Source organism: Stenotrophomonas sp. 115C5 (assembly GCF_056861055.1).
Genome location: NZ_JBSPUQ010000007.1, coordinates 185,386 through 202,765, shown reverse-complemented (window position 1 = coordinate 202,765; position 17,380 = coordinate 185,386). Strand labels below are relative to the sequence as shown.

The 17,380-nt window shown below is 67.7% G+C and carries 19 protein-coding genes; 8 read left to right on the top strand and 11 right to left on the bottom strand.

The features are described 5' to 3' along the window. Positions 1–130: 130 nt before the first annotated feature. Together AC13FN_RS11370 and AC13FN_RS11365 are read right to left on the bottom strand one after the other, a co-directional pair. Positions 131–472 carry a hypothetical protein gene (locus tag AC13FN_RS11370; RefSeq protein WP_004153024.1) on the bottom strand — a complete coding sequence of 114 codons (342 nt, stop codon included), beginning with the start codon at positions 470–472 and terminating at the stop codon, positions 131–133. Between the two features lie 124 nt (positions 473–596). Further along, positions 597–1,772, bottom strand: coding sequence for a thiolase family protein (locus AC13FN_RS11365; protein WP_482984935.1), 1,176 nt, complete (start codon positions 1,770–1,772; stop codon positions 597–599). A 183-nt stretch (positions 1,773–1,955) separates the two neighbouring features. Between AC13FN_RS11365 and AC13FN_RS11360 the strand changes: the two genes are divergently transcribed. Continuing rightward, positions 1,956–4,796: an autotransporter serine protease gene (locus AC13FN_RS11360; protein WP_180836330.1), complete on the top strand. Its 2,841-nt coding sequence runs from the start codon at positions 1,956–1,958 to the stop codon at positions 4,794–4,796. A gap of 44 nt (positions 4,797–4,840) precedes the next feature. Here the strand turns inward: AC13FN_RS11360 and AC13FN_RS11355 are convergent, their stop codons facing one another. Then, complete coding sequence (locus AC13FN_RS11355) at positions 4,841–5,938, bottom strand: Glu/Leu/Phe/Val dehydrogenase dimerization domain-containing protein (protein WP_482984934.1); 1,098 nt, start codon at positions 5,936–5,938, stop codon at positions 4,841–4,843. Between the two features lie 278 nt (positions 5,939–6,216). Between AC13FN_RS11355 and AC13FN_RS11350 the strand changes: the two genes are divergently transcribed. Then, positions 6,217–7,293, top strand: coding sequence for an HDOD domain-containing protein (locus AC13FN_RS11350; RefSeq protein WP_049436439.1), 1,077 nt, complete (start codon positions 6,217–6,219; stop codon positions 7,291–7,293). Positions 7,294–7,296: 3 nt separating this feature from the next. Here AC13FN_RS11350 and AC13FN_RS11345 read toward each other — a convergent pair whose 3' ends face one another. The 3 genes from AC13FN_RS11345 to AC13FN_RS11335 form a co-directional block, all read right to left on the bottom strand. After that, positions 7,297–8,886 (bottom strand): phospholipase D family protein, encoded by a 1,590-nt coding sequence (locus tag AC13FN_RS11345; protein WP_054172284.1) that lies wholly within the window; start codon positions 8,884–8,886, stop codon positions 7,297–7,299. Between the two features lie 103 nt (positions 8,887–8,989). Then, a complete protein-coding gene (locus tag AC13FN_RS11340; protein WP_010482859.1) occupies positions 8,990–9,688 on the bottom strand; it encodes an RNA pseudouridine synthase in 699 nt (232 codons plus the stop codon). A 47-nt stretch (positions 9,689–9,735) separates the two neighbouring features. Continuing rightward, positions 9,736–10,236, bottom strand: coding sequence for a M48 metallopeptidase family protein (locus tag AC13FN_RS11335; RefSeq protein WP_010482861.1), 501 nt, complete (start codon positions 10,234–10,236; stop codon positions 9,736–9,738). Positions 10,237–10,298: 62 nt separating this feature from the next. Between AC13FN_RS11335 and AC13FN_RS11330 the strand changes: the two genes are divergently transcribed. Beyond that, entirely contained in the window at positions 10,299–10,856 is a 558-nt protein-coding gene (locus AC13FN_RS11330) for a DUF2058 domain-containing protein (protein WP_019338831.1), read from the top strand. A 159-nt stretch (positions 10,857–11,015) separates the two neighbouring features. Further along, a complete protein-coding gene (locus tag AC13FN_RS11325) occupies positions 11,016–11,282 on the top strand; it encodes a DksA/TraR family C4-type zinc finger protein (protein WP_010482865.1) in 267 nt (88 codons plus the stop codon). A gap of 517 nt (positions 11,283–11,799) precedes the next feature. Here AC13FN_RS11325 and AC13FN_RS11320 read toward each other — a convergent pair. Further along, positions 11,800–12,393 carry a mechanosensitive ion channel family protein gene (locus tag AC13FN_RS11320; RefSeq protein WP_010482867.1) on the bottom strand — a complete coding sequence of 198 codons (594 nt, stop codon included), beginning with the start codon at positions 12,391–12,393 and terminating at the stop codon, positions 11,800–11,802. A 34-nt stretch (positions 12,394–12,427) separates the two neighbouring features. After that, positions 12,428–12,607, bottom strand: a complete 180-nt coding sequence (locus tag AC13FN_RS11315; RefSeq protein ID WP_010482869.1) for a hypothetical protein — start codon at positions 12,605–12,607, stop codon at positions 12,428–12,430. Between the two features lie 126 nt (positions 12,608–12,733). On the opposite strand from AC13FN_RS11315, the gene AC13FN_RS11310 reads away from it, so the two are divergent. Genes AC13FN_RS11310 through AC13FN_RS11300 form a run of 3 tightly spaced genes read left to right on the top strand, consistent with a single transcriptional unit; the run spans position 12,734 to position 14,734 of the window. After that, positions 12,734–13,312, top strand: a complete 579-nt coding sequence (locus tag AC13FN_RS11310; RefSeq protein WP_010482872.1) for an RNA polymerase sigma factor — start codon at positions 12,734–12,736, stop codon at positions 13,310–13,312. Further along, positions 13,309–13,842: a hypothetical protein gene (locus AC13FN_RS11305; RefSeq protein WP_049434164.1), complete on the top strand. Its 534-nt coding sequence runs from the start codon at positions 13,309–13,311 to the stop codon at positions 13,840–13,842. The genes AC13FN_RS11310 and AC13FN_RS11305 overlap by 4 nt, the downstream gene beginning before the upstream one ends. A gap of 10 nt (positions 13,843–13,852) precedes the next feature. Beyond that, positions 13,853–14,734 (top strand): DUF4097 family beta strand repeat-containing protein, encoded by an 882-nt coding sequence (locus tag AC13FN_RS11300; protein WP_054172281.1) that lies wholly within the window; start codon positions 13,853–13,855, stop codon positions 14,732–14,734. Positions 14,735–14,783: 49 nt separating this feature from the next. Here AC13FN_RS11300 and AC13FN_RS11295 read toward each other — a convergent pair whose 3' ends face one another. The 3 genes from AC13FN_RS11295 to AC13FN_RS11285 all read right to left on the bottom strand — a co-directional run bounded on the left by AC13FN_RS11295 (position 14,784) and on the right by AC13FN_RS11285 (position 16,862). Next, entirely contained in the window at positions 14,784–14,966 is a 183-nt protein-coding gene (locus AC13FN_RS11295) for a hypothetical protein (RefSeq protein WP_005410566.1), read from the bottom strand. An 11-nt stretch (positions 14,967–14,977) separates the two neighbouring features. Next, positions 14,978–15,271 carry a YkgJ family cysteine cluster protein gene (locus AC13FN_RS11290; RefSeq protein WP_053462562.1) on the bottom strand — a complete coding sequence of 98 codons (294 nt, stop codon included), beginning with the start codon at positions 15,269–15,271 and terminating at the stop codon, positions 14,978–14,980. Positions 15,272–15,500: 229 nt separating this feature from the next. Then, complete coding sequence (locus AC13FN_RS11285; RefSeq protein ID WP_197579154.1) at positions 15,501–16,862, bottom strand: Hsp70 family protein; 1,362 nt, start codon at positions 16,860–16,862, stop codon at positions 15,501–15,503. Between the two features lie 181 nt (positions 16,863–17,043). On the opposite strand from AC13FN_RS11285, the gene AC13FN_RS11280 reads away from it, so the two are divergent. Continuing rightward, positions 17,044–17,379 carry a zinc ribbon domain-containing protein YjdM gene (locus AC13FN_RS11280; RefSeq protein ID WP_019337002.1) on the top strand — a complete coding sequence of 112 codons (336 nt, stop codon included), beginning with the start codon at positions 17,044–17,046 and terminating at the stop codon, positions 17,377–17,379. Position 17,380: the final 1 nt, after the last annotated feature.

Sequence of the window (17,380 nt, the reverse complement as noted above, 5' to 3'; positions counted from 1 at the left end):
GACGCCAGCCTATTCATGCCGTTGTGAAGACGGGGTCGCGATGCAGCGGCTCAGTCGCGCGCATTTCGACAAAAGAAAAAGCCGCTGGCGAACCAGCGGCTTTTCCAGAACAGCGTGAAGAAAGAAGTTATTACTTCTTGGCTTCTTCAGCAGCGTCCTTGGCCTTCTCAGCGGTGCCTTCAGCAGCCTTGGCAGCGTCAGCAGCGGCGCCGGCAGCGGCGTCGGTGGCAGCAGCGCCAGCCTGGGCAGCAGCGTCAACCGAAGCGTCAGCAGCGGTGGCGGCGGTGTCAGCGGCCTGCTGGGCAGCGTCGGCGGTCTGGGCGCCAGCAGCGGCGGCCTGGTCGGCAGCAGCCTGGGCTTCGGTGGCGGCTTCGTTGGCCGAAGCAGCGGCGTCCTGGGCAGCTTCCTGCTTCGAGCAGGCGGCCAGGGCCAGAGCCAGGGACATCGCGACCAGCAGCTTGTTGATGCTCATTGTGTGAATCCTCGTCGTTAGAATTAGGCAACGCGCATGCTGCGCGCCGACAACATGATGACAAGCCAAGATTGGGTGTCAAGCGATCCCGCATTCATTTTTGCGAAATCATCGTTAAATCCATTTAAATCAATTCGATGGCGATAGCCGTTGCTTCGCCACCGCCGATGCACAGGGTGGCAATGCCGCGCTTGCCACCGCGCGTGCGCAGGGCGTTGACCAAGGTCACCACCAGGCGTGCACCGGAGGCACCGATCGGATGGCCCAGTGCGCAGGCACCGCCATTCACGTTGAGCTTCTCATGCGGGATGCCCAGTTCGCGCATCGGCGCCATCGCCACCACAGCAAAGGCTTCGTTGATTTCAAACAGATCGACCTGGTCCAGCGACCAGTCGGTCTTGTCCAGCAGCTTGTGCAGCGCGCCGATCGGGGCGGTGGTGAACCACTCCGGTTCCTGCGAATGGGTGGCGTGGCCGACGATGCGGGCCAGCGGGGTGATGCCTCGCGCGGCAGCGTCCTCTTCGGCCAGCAGGACCACTGCGGCGGCGCCGTCAGAGATGCTGGAGGAACTGGCGGCGGTCACGCTGCCGTCCTTCTTGAAGGCCGGGCGCAGGGTCGGGATCTTGGCGATGTCCGAGCGGCCGGGCTGCTCGTCGGTGGTGACCTCGACCTCGCCCTTGCGGGTGGTGACCTTCACCGCGACGATTTCATCGGCGAACGCACCGTTGGCCTGGGCCGCCTGCGCGCGCTTGACCGATTCGATGGCGTAGGCGTCCTGCTCTTCGCGGCTGAACTGGTACTTGTCCACGGCGCATTCGGCGAATTCACCCATCGCCTTGCCGTCGTATGCGTTGACCAGGCCATCGTGGGCCATGTGATCGACCGCCTGGAAGTTGCCGAAGCGGTTGCCGGTGCGCGAGTTGGGCAGCATGTGCGGCGCGTTGGACATCGACTCCATGCCGCCGGCGACCACGATGCTGGCCGAACCGGCCTTGATCAGGTCATGGCCGAGCATGATGGTCTTCATGCCCGAGCCGCACACCTTGTTCAGCGTGGTGGCACCGGTTGACAGCGGGATGCCGGCAGCGATCGCCGCCTGGCGGGCCGGCGCCTGGCCCAGATTGGCCGGCAGCACGCAGCCCATGAGGACTTCGGAAACGTCGCTGGCCGGGATGCCCGACTGTTCCAGGGCGGCGGCGATGGCGGCCGCGCCAAGGGTCGGGGTCGGCACGCCGTTGAACTGGCCGAGGAAGGAGCCGATGGCGGTGCGCTTGGCGGCGGCGATGACGATGTTGGACATGGCAATCTCGTTGATGCGTAAGCAATGTTCGGAAAGGAGACCGTGGGCCGTTGGAAGCGCCCCGGTTTCCCGGCAGACTGCGTGGGGGTCGGCCCAAGTATAGAGGGTCGGGGAGGGCCGCCGTTGGACGGCGCCGCATGCCTGCCGGCACAAGGGCGGGCCAACGTTCATGGGAAGGAATCGATGAAACGCACGACGACGGTGAGATCTGCCCTGGCAACCGCGCTGGCACTGGCGCTGACGGCCTGTGGTGGAGGTGGCGGGGGCGGCAACGTGCGCATCGATACACCGCCACCACCGCCGCCACCGACTACCCCGCCACCGACGCCGCCGCCCCCGGTCAAACCACAGGAGCCGGCTTTCGACGCGCATCTGTCAGTCACCAATGCGCGCGCCGCACAGGCTGCCGGCCTGACCGGTCAGAACGTGCGCATCGGCATCGTCGATTCCGGCGTGCAGCGCAATGCGGTGGCATTGAATGGCCGGGTGCTGGCCAACCTCAACTACATCGATCCGGCCAGAAACAATCTGGGTGTCGATGATGTGGTCGGCCACGGCACCGCCGTGGCCAGCCTCGCCGCCGGCGCGGCAACGGGCTCCTGGCCGGGCGGCATCGCGCCAAAGGCGCAGATCGTGTCGGCACGGATCATTGCCGACAAACCGCCGACCGACGACGGCAGCGGACGCGGCAATGCATTCAGCGGACCGCTGGGTGTGGCCCAGGTCCACCAGGACCTGATCAGCTACAACGTGAAGGTGATGAACAACTCGTGGGGCGGCCTGTACTGGACCGACCTGCCGACCACCGCGCAGGTGGCCGCCGAGTATCGTCCCTTCGTGATCAACCACGGCGGGCTGGTGGTGTTTGCCGCGGGCAATGATGGCCGCAGCGAACCGAGCAGCCTGGCCGCGCTCCCCAGCCAGCAGGGCGTGGCCGGCACGCTGCCGGCCGCCGATCTGGAGCGCGGCTGGCTGGTGGCCACCGCCGTGGATCCGTATGCGCCCGGTACGCTGGCCAGCTATGCCAATGCCTGTGGCCAGGCAGCCCGCTACTGCCTGGCGGCGCCAGGCAGCGCGGTCTATCCCGATGCCAATGGTGGCAGCTACTACTGGAACTACGGCACGTCATTTGCGGCGCCCTTGATTTCCGGTGCGGCGGCGCTGGTCTGGGAGCGCTTCCCGTACTTCAGCAACGATCTGGTGCGGCAGACCCTGCTGGGCACCGCCAAGGACATCGGCGCGCCGGGCGTGGATCCGGTGTTCGGCTACGGCCTGCTCGACATCGGTCGTGCGATCAACGGTCCGGGCCGTTTCGACTGGGGGGATGTGGTCGCCAACGTGGATCTTGCTTCGACCGGCTCGGCGTGGCGCAACGACATCGTCGGCAGCGGCGGCCTGGTCAAGCAGGGCGGGGGCACCCTGGTGCTGGCCGGCAACAACAGTTACACCGGCGCCACCCGCATCGAACGCGGCATCCTGTCGCTGCAGAACGGTGGCATGGTCCGTTCCAATGTGACCATTCTCGGCCAGTCCGATCCGGATTCGACCGGCCTGCAGTTCAATGGCGGCACGCCCCGCGTGATCGGCAATGTGGTCAACGGCAGCAGCGTGTTCCTCACCACCGGCAACACCACCGGCACCATCGAGGGCAACTACACCCAGCAGGCCGGCGCGCAGCTGATGATCGCACTGGGCGCCAATGCGCTGCAGGTCACCGGCAATGCCACGATCGACGGTGGCGTGCGCGTGCATGGCTTCGTTTCCGGCTACGTGCCGCAGAACGGCAGCCGGCAGGACCTGATCCATGCGGCAGGCGGACTCAGTGGCACCTTCAGTACGCCGGCTACCTCCAGTGGCCTGCAGGGGCTGTCGTTGCTGCAGAGCAGTTACGGCTATGACAGCAACAACGCCTGGTTGAACCTGACCCAGGTCAGCGTCACCGCAGCGGCCAGTGGCCTGGGGGCGTCCGCCCAGGCGGCAGCACAGCGCCTGGAAGGTGCATTCGCAGCACTCGACAGAAACGCAGGGCTGCAGGGATCGGCCTTTGGTGCAGCGGCCGGCGCCCTGCAGTGGACCGGCGGTGGCCCGCAGGGCCTGGCCGCCAGCCTGCAGAGCCTGTCCGGTCAAGCGCACGCCCGTGCCGAAGCGGCGACCTTCGACAGCATCGACATGTCGCGGCGTGCGATCGCCGAGCGCTTCGATCGTGTACAGGCCGCACCGCGCCTGCGCGGGAGCTGGCAGAGCGCGCTGGGTGAGGCGGGGCAGGGCAGCTTCGCCGGCAACGCTGCCGACAGCCGGGGCTGGATGGCCGGCCAGGATCTGCCACTGGGCAGCAACGGTCTGATGGGCGTGGCGTTTGGCGAGACCCGAAGTAATGGTGGCAGCAGTTTCGGCGGCGATCGTGGGCGTGATCGCCAGGCGCAGGCGCAGCTGTACGCGGGCTGGAATCTGGGGCGTGGCTACGCGCTGGCCCAGGTCGGCAGCGGCCAGTTCACCCGCGCGCTGGATCGTCAGCTGCTGCTCGGTGCGGGCGCCTATGGCGTCTCTGCGCGGTATGGCGGCCGTTTCAGCAGTGCCAGCGTGGAGGGCGGGTACCGGCTGGGGCGTGCAGGCGCATCATTGACGCCCTACGTCGGCGCCAGCACCACGCGCGTGGATACCGACGCCTTCAATGAGCTCGGCGGCTTCGGTTTCGGCCTGCGGGGTGATGCCAATCGCGTGCAGCGCAGCCAGATGCTGGCCGGTATCCGCGGCGAGCGTGGCTGGGGGCGTTGGACGCTGCGTGGGCATGCCGAATGGCAGCAACGGCTTGATGGTGCGGATGCGGACTGGCAGGCCAGTTTCGTCGGCGTCGATGCCTGGGCACCGCTGGCGGGCTGGAACGCGCCGCGCGGCAGTGCGCTGATCGGCGTGGCGCTGGAATCGTGGTGGGGCCGCACTGGCCGCCTGAGCCTGGGCTTCGACCAGCGCGTCGGTGGCGAAGGTGCGCGGCAGGCAGCCCTGCGCTACAGCACCGGCTTCTGAAGGACAGGTCGCGCCGGGTCCTGCCCGGCGCGACGTCGGCTGGCTCAGCCGCCGCGCAGGTTGCCCAGGCGCGGGGTGCTGCGGCCCAGCGGCATCTTCAGCTTGCCGATCGACAGGATGCGGCTCTCGGCGATGCGGTCGGCGGCACGCTGCGGCGCGATGTTCTCGCGCTGCGACAGTTCGAAGATGCGGGTGAGGTTGTGGTAGATGCTGCGGATCAGGCGCATCGCGCGTTCGCGGTTGTATCCGTCGATCTCCAGCGACACGTTCATCACGCCACCGGCATTGACCGCATAGTCCGGTGCATACAGGATGCCGCGCGCATGCAGCTCGTCGCCGATCTCCAGGCTCGACAGCTGGTTGTTGGCGGTGCCGCAGATGATCTTCGCCTTGATCCGCGGCAGGGTGTCGGCGTTGATCGCGCCTTCCAGCGCGCACGGTGCGAACACGTCGGCGTTCACTTCATGGATCTCGTCCGGCTTGACTGCTTCGGCGCCGAAATCGCTGACCGCGCGATCAACCAGCGCGCTGTCCAGGTCGGTGACGTAGAGCTTGGCGCCGCGGTCGCGCAGCAGCTTCACCAGTTCCATGCCGATGTGGCCCAGGCCCTGCACTGCGATGCTGGTCTTGCCCACTTCCTCATGGCCGAACTTGAAGCGCATCGATGCCATCAGTGCCTGCAGCGCACCGTAGGCGGTGAACGGGGCGGGATCGCCGGAGCCACCATGGACCTGGTGCACGCCGGTCACGAACTGGCTTTCCAGGTAGATGTTCTCCATGTCGTTGACGTCGGTGCCGACGTCCTCGGCAGTGATGTAGCGCCCGCCCAGGGAATCGACATAGCGGCCGAAGGCACGGAACAGCACCTCGGTCTTGTCCACTTTGGGGTCGCCGATGATCACCGCCTTGCCGCCACCTACGTTGAGGCCGGCCAGTGCATTCTTGTAGGTCATCGTCCGGCTCAGCCGCAGCGCATCGGTCAGCGCCTCGTCGGTGCTGGCGTAGGGGCGCATGCGCACGCCGCCCAGGGCCGGGCCAAGGGTGGTGTTGTGGATGGCGATGATCGCCTTCAGGCCAGCGTCGTGGTTGTGGCAGAACACCACCTGTTCGTGGCCGGTGGTGGCGAGGGTTTCGAATAGCATGGCGTCTCCGATGGCGCGATCAGCGGCGAACTGCAGCGAACGGCCAGTGAACGGTAGGGTCCCAAAACAAAAAAAGCGACGTCGTCGGTGCAGGGGGACGGGTCGCGCGGCGCCATTCTAGTCCATTCCCCCGGCCGGTGCCGTCGACATCGGCGGCCTTCCGGTTAAAGAAGATGAAAGTGCGGCCGATGCTGCGACGACGGCGGGTGGCCGGATTCGCGTGAAGAGGCAGGGCGGTCAGTGACGGCAAGGGCACCACAACGACAGGGCGGGCGGCGATGACGCCGGCCTGGTGGCGATCGCTGCGCGGCTGGCTGGCGCGCTCGACCGGGGCCGCGCCGTCCCGGTTGGCGGCGGTGTCGCGGCAGGCGGTGGCGGCGGCTGCGGCCAGCCTGCAGGGTGAGGCGCTGCCTTCGGCCGAGATCGCTGCACATCTGCAGCGCGGCCTGCATGCGCTGGCCCTGTACCCGCGCCTGGCCGGTGAATCCACGCCGGTGCAGGCCGCGGGGCTGGGCGAGGCGGTGGCGCGCGCACTGCAGGACCGGGACTGGGCGGCCCGTCAGTTGCCGCGCCGCCCGCAGCTGCTGCCGCAGCTGATCCAGACGGTCAACGACGATGCGGCATCGGCGCGGGTGATGGCGGCGATCATCGGCCAGGACCCGGTGCTGACCGGCAACCTGCTGCGCATCGCCAACAGCCCGGCCTACAAGGTGCACGAGCGCCCAGTGGAAAGCCTGCAGCGGGCGGTGACGCTGGTCGGTACCGAAGGCGTGCGACAGATCATCAGCGCGGTGCTGGTGCAGCCGGTGATGCAGGTGCAGTGCGAGGTGTTTCCGCAGTTCAGCACGATCATCTGGGAGCACGCGCTGCTGGCTTCGCGCGCAGCCGCTGACCACGCGCGCACGGTCACCTTCGGCGATGCCTTCGCCGCCCAGTGGCTGGGCCTGGTACAGGGGCTGGGGGCCGCACTGGTGATGCGCCAGCTGCTGCAGGAAGCGCAGGCACGCGATGAGACGGTGGAGCCGGCGCTGGCGCTGCAGCTGCTCCAGCAGTGGTCGCTGCCGTTGGCGCAACGCGTGGCTGCGGCCTGGGAGCTGCCCGAGCCGGTGCACCAGGCACTGGCGCCCGAGGCGGATGGCCCGCTGGCTGACAGCCTGCGCCTGGCCAGTGCGGCCGCAGCGGCCAGCCTGCTGTGCCGGCATGGACATGCCAGCCAGAGCCGCATGCTGGCCCTGCTCGAACAGTTGCCTTCGGCGCCGCCGCATGCCCTGCGCTGGATCTGGCGGCGCCTGCACGGGCGCAGTGTGGAAACACGCGATGACGCTGGACAGGAAGAAGCGGATCCTGCGCCCTGAGTGCTACAGCTGCGATTCCACCGGCAGCCAGCTGATCACCCGCGCGGTCCAGCGCTTGCCCAGGCTGGCCCCGGGTTCGGCCTCCACCCAGTGCGGCGGGGGCTGCCGCTCCAGCCAGCGCAGGTCATCATCGCGACCCAGCGCCAGCCACCAGCTGTGCTCCGGGCCGGCAAGGCGCAGGTACTCGTCGCGCAATTGCGCACCCAGCACCGGGTCGTCGAACAGCACGCCCATTTCGGTATTGAGGTAGGCCGAACGCGGGTCGAGGTTGAACGAACCGACGAAACCACGACGGTCATCGACCACGAATGCCTTGGTGTGCAGGCTGGCCCCGCTGCTGCCGAACAGGCTGGCATCCAGCTGGCCGTGTGCCTTCAGTTCGTACAGCTGCACGCCGGCCTTCAGCAGCGGCACGCGGTAGCCCATGTAGCCGCCGTGTACCGCCGCCACGTCGTTGGCGGCGAGTGAATTGGTGACCACGCCGACCTGCGCGCCGCGCGCGGCCAGCGCCGACAGCGCCTCGACCCCATCGTTGCCGGGCACGAAGTAGGGAGAGATCAGCAGCGCACTGTGCCGCGTGCTGCGCAACTCGTCGCTGAGACGGCTGACCAACCAGCCGCGGCGATCGTCATCGCGGTGCTTCATCGGCGGATCGGAAGCGATGCGCACGTTGGCGCTCCAGTGCAGCGGTTCCGGGCTGGGCCGCTGCCGTGCGCGTGATTCGGCCACGCGCTGCAGGTAGGGCTGTGCCTTGGCATGCATGGTATCCAGGTCCGACTGCCGCACCAGCTGCTGCAACTGCGCATCGGTGTACGAGGCCAGTGCGGAAATCGGGATCGCCGTGCTGCTGTTCCAGTAGTCGTCAAAGATCTGGTTGGCCTGCTGCACGGCGGGGCCGGCCACCACCAGATCCAGATCCTGGAAGTTCACATCGTCGCGCGCGCTGAAGTATTCCTCGCCGATGTTGCGGCCACCGACGATCGCGATGCGGCCGTCTGCGATCCAGCTCTTGTTGTGCATGCGGTGGTTCACGCTGAAAGCGCGCTGCACCAGTTCCAGCGTGCGCGCGATGCCGCTGCGGTTGCGGAACGGGTTGTACAGGCGGATCTCGATGTTCGGATGCGCATCGAGCGCCATCATCAGCGCGTCCTTGTCCTTGGCGTTCATGTCGTCAAGCAGGATGCGCACGCGCACACCGCGCTCGGCGGCGTCGTACAGCGCCTTGGCCATCAGGTGGCCGATCAGGTCGTCGTGCCAGATGTAGTACTGCAGGTCCAGGCTGCGGCCTGCGTGCGTGGTGATCATCGCGCGTGCGGCGAAGGCATCCATGCCATCACTGAGGAACGCCACGCCGGACTGCCCGGGGTGTGCGTCCTGCAGCGGCACGATTTCCTGGTCGATGCGGGTCTGCGCCGGCTGCAGTGGCAGCACATGCGAGGGTGCGCCCTGCGCCCGTGGCGTGAGATGGTCGGCCAGCAGCAGCCCGGACAGGACCAGCAGCAACAGCGCGGCGAGGATGATTGCAGCGACGCGCAGCAGGCGTCGCCACAGGGGCTTGGGCAGGCTCATGGCCCGATGGTAGAGCCACGCCATGCGTGGATGAAAGCCAACAGATTCATGGCAGTAGATCCACGCCATGCGTGGATGCCTTCTTCAGGCAACGTCACGCCATGCGCGGATGACAGGAACTTCGCGGTCAGAACCGTTCGTCGCTGCCCAGGTAACGCCACTGCCCCGCAGGCAGCGGTCCCAGTGCCACGCGGCCAATACGCAGCCGACGCACGGCCGTCACCTGCAGGCCGGCAGCGGTGACCGCCACGCGCAGGCCCTTGGCCGTCAGGCCTTTGCCCGCGAAGCGCAGGCGCTGCTCGCTCTGCCAGCTGACCTTGGCGCCGCCCGATTCCTGCTGCAGCCGCGCCATCAGCCACGGGCCGCGCTCGGGCCCGCCTTCGGCCACTTCGATCAGGTATTCCTGTTCGGTGCGGCCCAGATTGCGCTGCAGATGGGCCAGCGTAGCCGGATCCTGGCTGACCACCACCAGGCCGCTGTCGCTGGCCGGAAGCGAGGCGGCCAGCTGCAGGCCGTGGAAGTGTCGCTGCAGCGGACGGATGTCGCTGGCATCAAGCTCGCTGCGGCTGTCACTGCTGACCAGCGCACACAGGGTCTCAGCAGCAACGCCGGCCGGCTTGTGCAGCAGCATGCTGACCCGCTCGGCCTTTTCATCGCTGGCCTGCTCTGCCACGACGATCACCGCGCTGTCATCGACCGGACGCTGCGGCTGTTCCACCACGTCGCCGTTGACCGTGACCCAGCCGCCTTCGATGTAGCGTCGCGCTTCGCCGCGCGGGATGCCGAGCAGAGCGGACAGGCGTTTGTCGAGACGGATCGGTTCCATGGCGGAAAGGTCAGGCAGGGGGCGCGCAGTGTAGCTGCTGCGGCCGGTCAGCGCTGGCCGCGGTTGGCCAGCTCGGTCAGGTACAGCCGGGTATCGAACTCCAGCTGCAGGTAATCCGGCTCCATGTGCTGGCACAGCTGGTAGAAGGCCTTGTTGTGGTCGGCCTCCTTCAGGTGGGCCAGTTCGTGCACCACGATCATGCGCAGGAACGCGGCCGGTGCCTGGCGGAACACGGTAGCGATGCGGATCTCGCGGCTGGCCTTGAGGCGGCCGCCGTGGACGCGGGAGATGGCGGTATGGGTGCCCAGCGCGTGCTTGATCACTTCCAGCGTGTTGTCGTAGCAGACCTTGTTGAGCGGCACCGACTTGCGCAGGTAGCGGTCCTTCAGGTCCTGGGTGTAGTCGTACAGCTGGCGGTCGCTGCGCACTTCGTGCGGGTCGGGGTAGCGCTGCTGCAGCCAGGGGCCGAGTTTGCCCTGTGCCAGCAGGTCGCTGACCTGGGCGACCAGGGGTTCGGGATAGCCGGTGAGGTACTTCAGGACTGCCATGCAGGGGCGGCGGGGCGTCGGTAGAATGGAGCATCCAAGATTACACGCGGTACGCATCGACCATGGCAAAGCCCAACGCGCTGCAGGAACAATTGCTCAAGGCCGGCCTGGCCAAGAAGTCGCAGGCCAGCGCTGCCGCGAGCGCGCAGGCCAAGGCCCGGCAGGGCAAGGCCGAATCGACCTCGGCCGACGTCCAGCGCGAGGCTGAACGGGCCCGCGCCGAGAAGGTCGAGCGCGACCGCGCACTGGCCGCCGAGCGCAATGCCCAGGCCCGTCAGGCTGAACAGAAGGCGCAGGCGAAGCAGATCATCACGGCCCATGCCGTGCCCCACAAGGGCGACGACGAGTACCGTTTCAGCGATGGCGCGGCGATCCGCACCCTGCTGATCGACCCCAAGCTGCGCAAGGCGCTGTCGGTCGGCGTGCTGGTCATTGTCGCCAATGGCGAGGGCTACGCCCTGCTGCCACGTGCTGCTGCCGAGAAGGTGCGTGAGCGCGCCCCGGAGGCGATCATTGTCGACCATGGCCAGCCGGGCTCGACCGCCGAGATCTCCACGGGCAACGCCGAAGACGATGCCTACTACGCGCAGTTCCAGGTACCCGACGACCTGGTCTGGTAAGCAAAAAGGGGACGGAGGGGATTAAGTCGCAATCGGCTTGATGCGGCCCGTCTGCCTTCTGCTCAACTTGCTGAAGGCCCGCCGGTCATGGCCCGGCGCTACCGTTTACTGCGCGGTGTATCGTCCCCATATCAGGCGACACACCTGCGGAGGATGGCCATGGCCACCGGTTGGGCGGGAGACGGCGCGGTCCAGGACCAGATCGACGCCACCGTCGACGATGCGATTGCCCGCGCGCGGCGCCAGCTGCGCGAGGGCCCGGGTCTGGAACACTGTGAGGAATGCGACGCGCCGATCCCGTTGGCGCGGCGCCAGGCCGTGCCTGGTGTACGTCTGTGCGTGGCGTGCCAGCAGGCGCATGACGACGAAGAACAGGCGCATGCCGGCTACAACCGGCGTGGCAGCAAGGACAGCCAGCTGAGGTAAAGGGGGTTTTTATTGCAGGGCTGCGCCCTGCACCTGCCGAAGCCAGAGCTAGAGCCAGAGCAACGTCAAAAGCGGGCATTCCGTGGGATGGCGGGGCGGTGTGGGTGGTCAGGACACGCCGTAAACCCATCCATGGGGGCTCGATGGCGCCATCCATGGCGCCAACGGTCCTGCCCACCCACACCGCCCCGCCTCTGACAGATTCCGTGCGGTTGGCGGGTGCCGACCGTTAGTCGGCACATCTGTCAGATATCGAATGAATTCATTCGTGCCGACCAACGGTCGGCACCCACCAAAGCAGAACGCCGTTCCGACAGCTCGCGGAAAACTGTCGAAGGCGGGGTGGGTCCGGTTGAGGGGGCGTGAGCCGCATGGATGCGGCGACCGAGCTTACATGGACGTACTTGCAGCGTCCCCCTCAACCGGACCCAGCCCGCCAACCCACGGAATGCCCGCCTTTGACGTTGACGTTGCTTCGGCAGGTGCAGGGCGCAGCCCTGCAAAGAAAAACCTACCCTCAGCCATCGCCCTGGATGCCGCCGGGTGCCTGCGCCGGATCACGCCAGCGGCGCACCGTGCGCTGGAAGAACAGATTGTTCGGCAGCTGCAGCACCGTGCCCTCGTGGCCGTCGCCGGTCTCCTGCAGTGTGGTGTAGATCAGGTTCACGTCGATCACCCGGCCCTTCAGGCCTGGCTTCTCGCCGTTCTCCAGCACCTCGATGTAGTCGTGCAGGCGGAACGGGCGGGTGGTGAAGATCAGCAGCGTGCAGAAGATGTTGGACAGCACGCTCCACGCCGCGAAGAAGGCCACCGCGCCCACGGCTGCGAAGCCGGTGAAGGCGGTCCACAGCACCGACGGCTTCGCGCCGAGCAGGCTGAGGATGTACAGCAGGGCACTGAAATAGACCACGAAGCTGGTGATCCGGCGTGCACCCATCACCATTTCGGGCGGCAGCGTGTAGTGCTCGGCGAAGCGGCGGATCAGGCGACGGGCGAGCACGCGCAGGAGCCACGCAACCAGCAGCACCAGTACGATCTGCACGGCGACGCCGGCGTAGTTCAGCCACGGGTGAGTCCAGGCGGGCAGGTGATCCTTCAGCGACAACATCATGGGGCGACTACGGAGGGGGAAACGGCCCCCGATGTTACCCGGCGCGTGCGGGGGATTCGACCGCCGGGGTCCAGGCCAGGCAGACCAGCTCCTGGCGGTGCTGCTGCAGGCAGGCGCGGCCATTGTCGGGACGCAGCTGCAGTGACAGGCCCATCGCCTGCAACAGTAAGCAGGCGGTGATCACCAGCAGGGCGGCGCAGGATGGGCTGGACATGGCAGGACTCCTGGACGGCAATTTCGCGAAGGACCTTCCATGGATGCAGCAGCCATCAAAAAGGTTGCATGGCATCGATCATGGATGGGCTCTAAACCTTTTTCCGGGTCGCCGCATCCAAGCGATATGCTCGACACCACCATGCCCGCGCTGCCTGCCGCCAACGACGCCGTCGACGAACCCGCCCTGGTGCGGGCGGCTGCCGCCGGAGACACCGCGGCCTATGAACTGCTGTACCGGCGCCACGCGCCCCGGGTATTCGCTGTGCTGTGGCGGCTGTGTGGCGGCCAGCAGGCACGCGCCGAGGACGCGCTGCAGGAAGCGTTCCTGCAGGCATGGAAGGCGCTGCCGGGCTTCCGTTTCGAGAGCAGCCTGTCGACCTGGCTGCACCGGCTGGGCGTCAACGCCGCGCTGATGGAACTGCGCGGGCGTGCCGGCGGGCAGGACCATGACAGCCTCGACGAAGTGGACGGAGGGTTGCAGGAACTGGCGGTACACGACCGCTGTGCCGGCACCGAACGCGACCTCGAACGGGCGCTGTCGACGCTGCCGCCACGGGCACGTGCGGTACTGGTACTGCACGACATCGAAGGCTGGAAACACCAGGAAATCGCCGAACAGCTGCAGATGGCCGTCGGCAGTTCCAAGGCACAGTTGCATCGTGCGCGCGGCCTGTTGCGCGCACGGCTGGGAGACATGACATGAATACACACGACCACGATTCCGACCACGATCTACTGGCACGGCTACGCGCGCTGCCAAGCGAGCGCGACGTACCTACCGATGGCTGGGCACGCCTTTCGGCCCAGCTGCCGCCGCGTGGGCCGCAGGCGGCACCTGCACCGGGCGACAACGTGGTGGCCCTGCCGATCCGTTCGCGTCGGCGTTGGTGGTTGCCGGTGGGTGCGGCGTTGGCGGCCAGCCTGGCGGTCTACGCCGTGGCGCCGTGGCGCCATGCGCAGCCGGAGGTACCGGTACCTTCAGCACTGCAGCTGCAGGCGGCGGCGATGACCGAGCAGTACCAGCAGGCCGTTGCTTCGCTGCCCGATGGACGGGCGCCGGAATGGCAGCCGGCCCTGCACGAACTGGATGAAAGCGCGGCGCAGATCCGTGCCGCCCTGGCGCAGGACCCGCGTGCGCCGCACCTGCTTGGCCAGCTCAAGCGCACCTATGCGCTGCGGCTGGAACTGACCCGGCAGGCGGCCTATGCCGCCGAGTCCGGCTTGACGACCTGAGGAGACCCCCATGACCCGAACCCTGATTTCCTGCTGTGTCGCGCTGCTGCTGGCCCCTGCCGTAGCGCTGGCCGACACCCGCATCGACGAGCGCCACACCCTGGCCGCGGGCGGTCGCATCGAGCTGAGCAACGTGGCCGGCAAGGTGACCGTGCGTGGCTGGGACCGCAATGACGTGCAGCTCACCGGCACGCTCAGCGACGGGCTGCAGCTGCGGCAGGAGAAAAGTGCCAACCGTGTGCGCTGGGAGATCGAATATCCGCGCCGCAGCAACAACGGCGGTGCAACTCTGGTGCTGAATGTGCCGCGCTCGGTGGAGCTGCTGCTGAGCACGGTCAGCGCCAGCCAGGACATCAGTGGCATCGATGTGCGACGGCTGCAGGCCGACACGGTCAGCGGCAGCCTGAGCGCAGCTGGCCGCAGTGGCGACAGCAAGCTCAACACGGTCAGTGGCAGCGTCAGTGCACGCCTGCAGACGCCCAAGCTGGACGTGAACACGGTCAGTGGCCGGATCGAGGCCGGCGGCGGGGTATCCGGTGATATCGGTGCGCAGACGGTGTCCGGCCGGGTCGAGGTGGACGCCGGGCGCGTGCAGCGGCTGGCGGTGGAGACCGTCTCGGGCAGCATCGATCTGGCAGCAGCCGGATTGGCGCCCGGTGGCCGCATCAATGTGGAATCGGTCAGTGCCTCGGTCACGCTGAGCCTGCCGCGCACGGTGTCGGCACAGCTGTCGGTGAACAGCTTCAGCGGGTCGATCAACAGCGATGCCGGGCAGGTGGAGCGGCCGCGCTATGGGCCGGGCAGCCACCTCGATGCGCGGCTGGGCGGCGGCGACGGTGACATCCGCATCCAGTCGCATTCGGGCAGTGTGCGGGTACGCTTGGACCGCTGAGCGCGATCCGGCAGGCCGCGGCGGCAGCGCCGCCGCGGTCAGTGCTGGGTCAGCTGGCTTTCTTCAGCGCCCAGGTGGTGCCGAGGACTTCGATCTTGCCACCGGCCTTGCGGAACGCTGCCAGGTCCGAAGCGATCGAATCGCTGCTGACCACGGTGCTGGCGGCCGCGCCCTTGCGTTCGCTGCGGATGCTGTTGCTGGCCTTCGCGGGGGTCTTTGCCTTGCGGGGCATGGTTGCTCCTGTCAGGTGGAAGGGGAGGAAAGCGCCCAGGCATCGGCCTGGCGCAGGTAGTCCTGCCGCTCGCGGCGGCAGTCATCGCCGCCCATCGAAAACTGGCGGCAGATCGCCGGGCGCTGCGAATAGATCGTGCAGCGCAGGTGATAGGGATCGATCGCCGCGCACCAGCCTTCCTCGTTGCGCGCCATCACGGCACGGCCGTGGGTGTCGCGTGACAGGAACTGGCCAGGTACGTGGTCGCCGGGCTGCAGCAGCACGGGCAGCCGGCAACAGACCGCGTCACAACGGCGGCAGTCGATGGGTGCAGGTGCTGCGTCAGGTTGTAAGGCCACAGGGGCCTGGCGGGTGCCCAAAGCGGGTCTCGATGGCGGCTCAGGTGCAGCGCGGACCATGAACGAGCCAGGAAGGCATGGCCGCTAGGCCCGCAGGGCGGGCCAGGCTGCACCGTGGACACACACCGGCGTGGCCGGTGGAAGGTGCAGCGGAGTTCTAGCCGACCAAGAGTAACTTAGACCGCGTAACGTTTTGTTAATCCTGGCTGGCTGCCGCCAAGGCCAGGCCCTGGACCACGCCCAGTGAGGGCTCGCCGTGGACCATGCGGGCGCCTGGGAAGGCCTCGGCCACGGCCTGGCGCAGGTAGCCGGCGCGGGACATGCCGCCGGTCAGGAACACCGCATCCGGGTCGCCCCCGATGTCGCTGCGGACCTGCGCCAGCAGTTCCCGGATCTGCTCCAGGTAGCTATGGGCGGCGGCGGCCAGGCCATCGGCGCTGCTGTCGGCATGCAGGTCGCGGGCGATGTAGTCCAGCGTGCTGCGGTGCTCGCTGGCGGCGCTGAGGGCGATCTTGGCGCGCTCGACATCGCGGTACAGCCGCGCGGTGTTGCCGGTGTCCTGCAGCGCCTGCAGGCGGTCGCCCCACGGTGCGTCCACATGGTCGTACTTGTGCAGGCGGAACTCGCGCTGGCGGGTCATGTCCTGCACGGTGGCCGCTTCCACGTAGTGGTGGGCGGGCACGCGGGTGATGCCGCGGCCGAACAGCGGCATGTAGCTGGACAGGCTCAGCGCCAGGTCGATGTCGGTACCGCCGCGGGCGATACCCCAGGCGCGGTGGATGCGCGGGGCATCGTCGCCGCCGACTTCGGCATGCGCGATGTCGGTGGTACCGCCACCGATGTCGACGATCACCGCCTGGTGCCGCTCGCGGCTTTCGGCGTGGTAATGCATGGCCGCCGCGGCCGGTTCCTCGAGGAAATCGATCTGGTCGAAGCCGGCCTGGGTGGCGGCCTCGCGCAGGATGTCCAGCGCCTGGTCGTTGCCGGCCGCGCCGATCGAGCTGCGGAACTGCACCGGGCGGCCGAGCAGGGCGGCACGCAGCGGCTGGCCGAGCTGGGCGCTGGCGGTCAGGCGGATGTGTTCGAGGATGTGCGCGGCGATGCCGGTGATGGTCTGCTTCGCGCGCGGGTGCAGGTTGTAGCCCAGCATCGACTTCGGGCTCTGCACCAGGTTGCCTTCGTGTTCCTCGAAATAGGCTTCCAGCGCGTCATCGCCGTAGACCGCGTTCTGCAGCAGGTCGCTGGCGCTGCGTTCCTTGCCGGCGCGGGCTTCCATCCATTCCCGGCGCAGTGCGCGCAGGGCTTCGCGGCGCAGTGCCTGTGGCGTGCGTTCCTGGCCGGCGGCACGGGCTGCGCGCGCGGCGCTGTCGATCATCTGCTGCAGCTGGTGTTCCTGGCCGTCATCGAGCTGGAAGTCGTCCGGGTCGGGCACCACGCCGGGGAAATACACGCTGGTGCGGAACTGCTCGGCATCGCCGAAGCGGATCGGCAGCAGTTTTCCCTCATGCACGATGGCGGCGGCGGAGTTGCTGGTACCGAAGTCGATGCCGAGGCGCATGGGGAGTTCCGGGGGCGATCAGGGGCCGCGCACTCTGCTGCAGTTCGCCGCCGACTGCAAGTTCCAGCGGGCGTGCTGTTCTGGTCCGGGTCCAGTGGGCAGCCGGAGCCTGCCCGGAAAAGGGCCGGGGAAGCCAGCCGGTTACAATGGCGGCTGTTGATTCACTTTGAGGTACTTGCTGATGTCTTCTGCCCCCGCCTGCCCGCAGTGCACCCTGGAAAACACCTACGCCGATGGTGCGCTGTGGATCTGCGCCGACTGCGGTTTCGAATGGACCGCCGAGGAAAGCGCCGGGTCCGCCCTGGTCGTGCGTGACAGCAACGGCAATACCCTGCAGGCCGGCGACACCGTCACCGTGATCAAGGACCTGAAGGTCAAGGGCTCCTCGATCCCGCTCAAGCAGGGCACCGTGATCCGCAACATCCGCCTGGTCGAGGATGATGCCGAGCACATCGAAGGCAACTCGGACAAGATCAAGGGCCTGGTCCTGAAGACCTGCTTCCTCAAGAAGGCCTGAC

What these genes read in the sequence shown, in the direction of transcription:
- AC13FN_RS11320 (WP_010482867.1), bottom strand. Translation starts at nt 12,393, where the DNA reads ATGATGTTGTCGCTGAAGGATCACCTGCCCGCCTGGACTCACCCGTGG.
- AC13FN_RS11330 (WP_019338831.1), top strand. Translation starts at nt 10,299, where the DNA reads ATGGCAAAGCCCAACGCGCTGCAGGAACAATTGCTCAAGGCCGGCCTG.
- AC13FN_RS11310 (WP_010482872.1), top strand. Translation starts at nt 12,734, where the DNA reads ATGCTCGACACCACCATGCCCGCGCTGCCTGCCGCCAACGACGCCGTC.
- AC13FN_RS11285 (WP_197579154.1), bottom strand. Translation starts at nt 16,862, where the DNA reads ATGCGCCTCGGCATCGACTTCGGTACCAGCAACTCCGCCGCCGCCATC.
- AC13FN_RS11345 (WP_054172284.1), bottom strand. Translation starts at nt 8,886, where the DNA reads ATGGCGTGGCTCTACCATCGGGCCATGAGCCTGCCCAAGCCCCTGTGG.
- AC13FN_RS11335 (WP_010482861.1), bottom strand. Translation starts at nt 10,236, where the DNA reads ATGGCAGTCCTGAAGTACCTCACCGGCTATCCCGAACCCCTGGTCGCC.
- AC13FN_RS11280 (WP_019337002.1), top strand. Translation starts at nt 17,044, where the DNA reads ATGTCTTCTGCCCCCGCCTGCCCGCAGTGCACCCTGGAAAACACCTAC.
- AC13FN_RS11340 (WP_010482859.1), bottom strand. Translation starts at nt 9,688, where the DNA reads ATGGAACCGATCCGTCTCGACAAACGCCTGTCCGCTCTGCTCGGCATC.
- AC13FN_RS11315 (WP_010482869.1), bottom strand. Translation starts at nt 12,607, where the DNA reads ATGTCCAGCCCATCCTGCGCCGCCCTGCTGGTGATCACCGCCTGCTTA.
- AC13FN_RS11305 (WP_049434164.1), top strand. Translation starts at nt 13,309, where the DNA reads ATGAATACACACGACCACGATTCCGACCACGATCTACTGGCACGGCTA.
- AC13FN_RS11325 (WP_010482865.1), top strand. Translation starts at nt 11,016, where the DNA reads ATGGCCACCGGTTGGGCGGGAGACGGCGCGGTCCAGGACCAGATCGAC.
- AC13FN_RS11295 (WP_005410566.1), bottom strand. Translation starts at nt 14,966, where the DNA reads ATGCCCCGCAAGGCAAAGACCCCCGCGAAGGCCAGCAACAGCATCCGC.
- AC13FN_RS11300 (WP_054172281.1), top strand. Translation starts at nt 13,853, where the DNA reads ATGACCCGAACCCTGATTTCCTGCTGTGTCGCGCTGCTGCTGGCCCCT.
- AC13FN_RS11355 (WP_482984934.1), bottom strand. Translation starts at nt 5,938, where the DNA reads ATGCTATTCGAAACCCTCGCCACCACCGGCCACGAACAGGTGGTGTTC.
- AC13FN_RS11350 (WP_049436439.1), top strand. Translation starts at nt 6,217, where the DNA reads ATGACGCCGGCCTGGTGGCGATCGCTGCGCGGCTGGCTGGCGCGCTCG.
- AC13FN_RS11360 (WP_180836330.1), top strand. Translation starts at nt 1,956, where the DNA reads ATGAAACGCACGACGACGGTGAGATCTGCCCTGGCAACCGCGCTGGCA.
- AC13FN_RS11370 (WP_004153024.1), bottom strand. Translation starts at nt 472, where the DNA reads ATGAGCATCAACAAGCTGCTGGTCGCGATGTCCCTGGCTCTGGCCCTG.
- AC13FN_RS11365 (WP_482984935.1), bottom strand. Translation starts at nt 1,772, where the DNA reads ATGTCCAACATCGTCATCGCCGCCGCCAAGCGCACCGCCATCGGCTCC.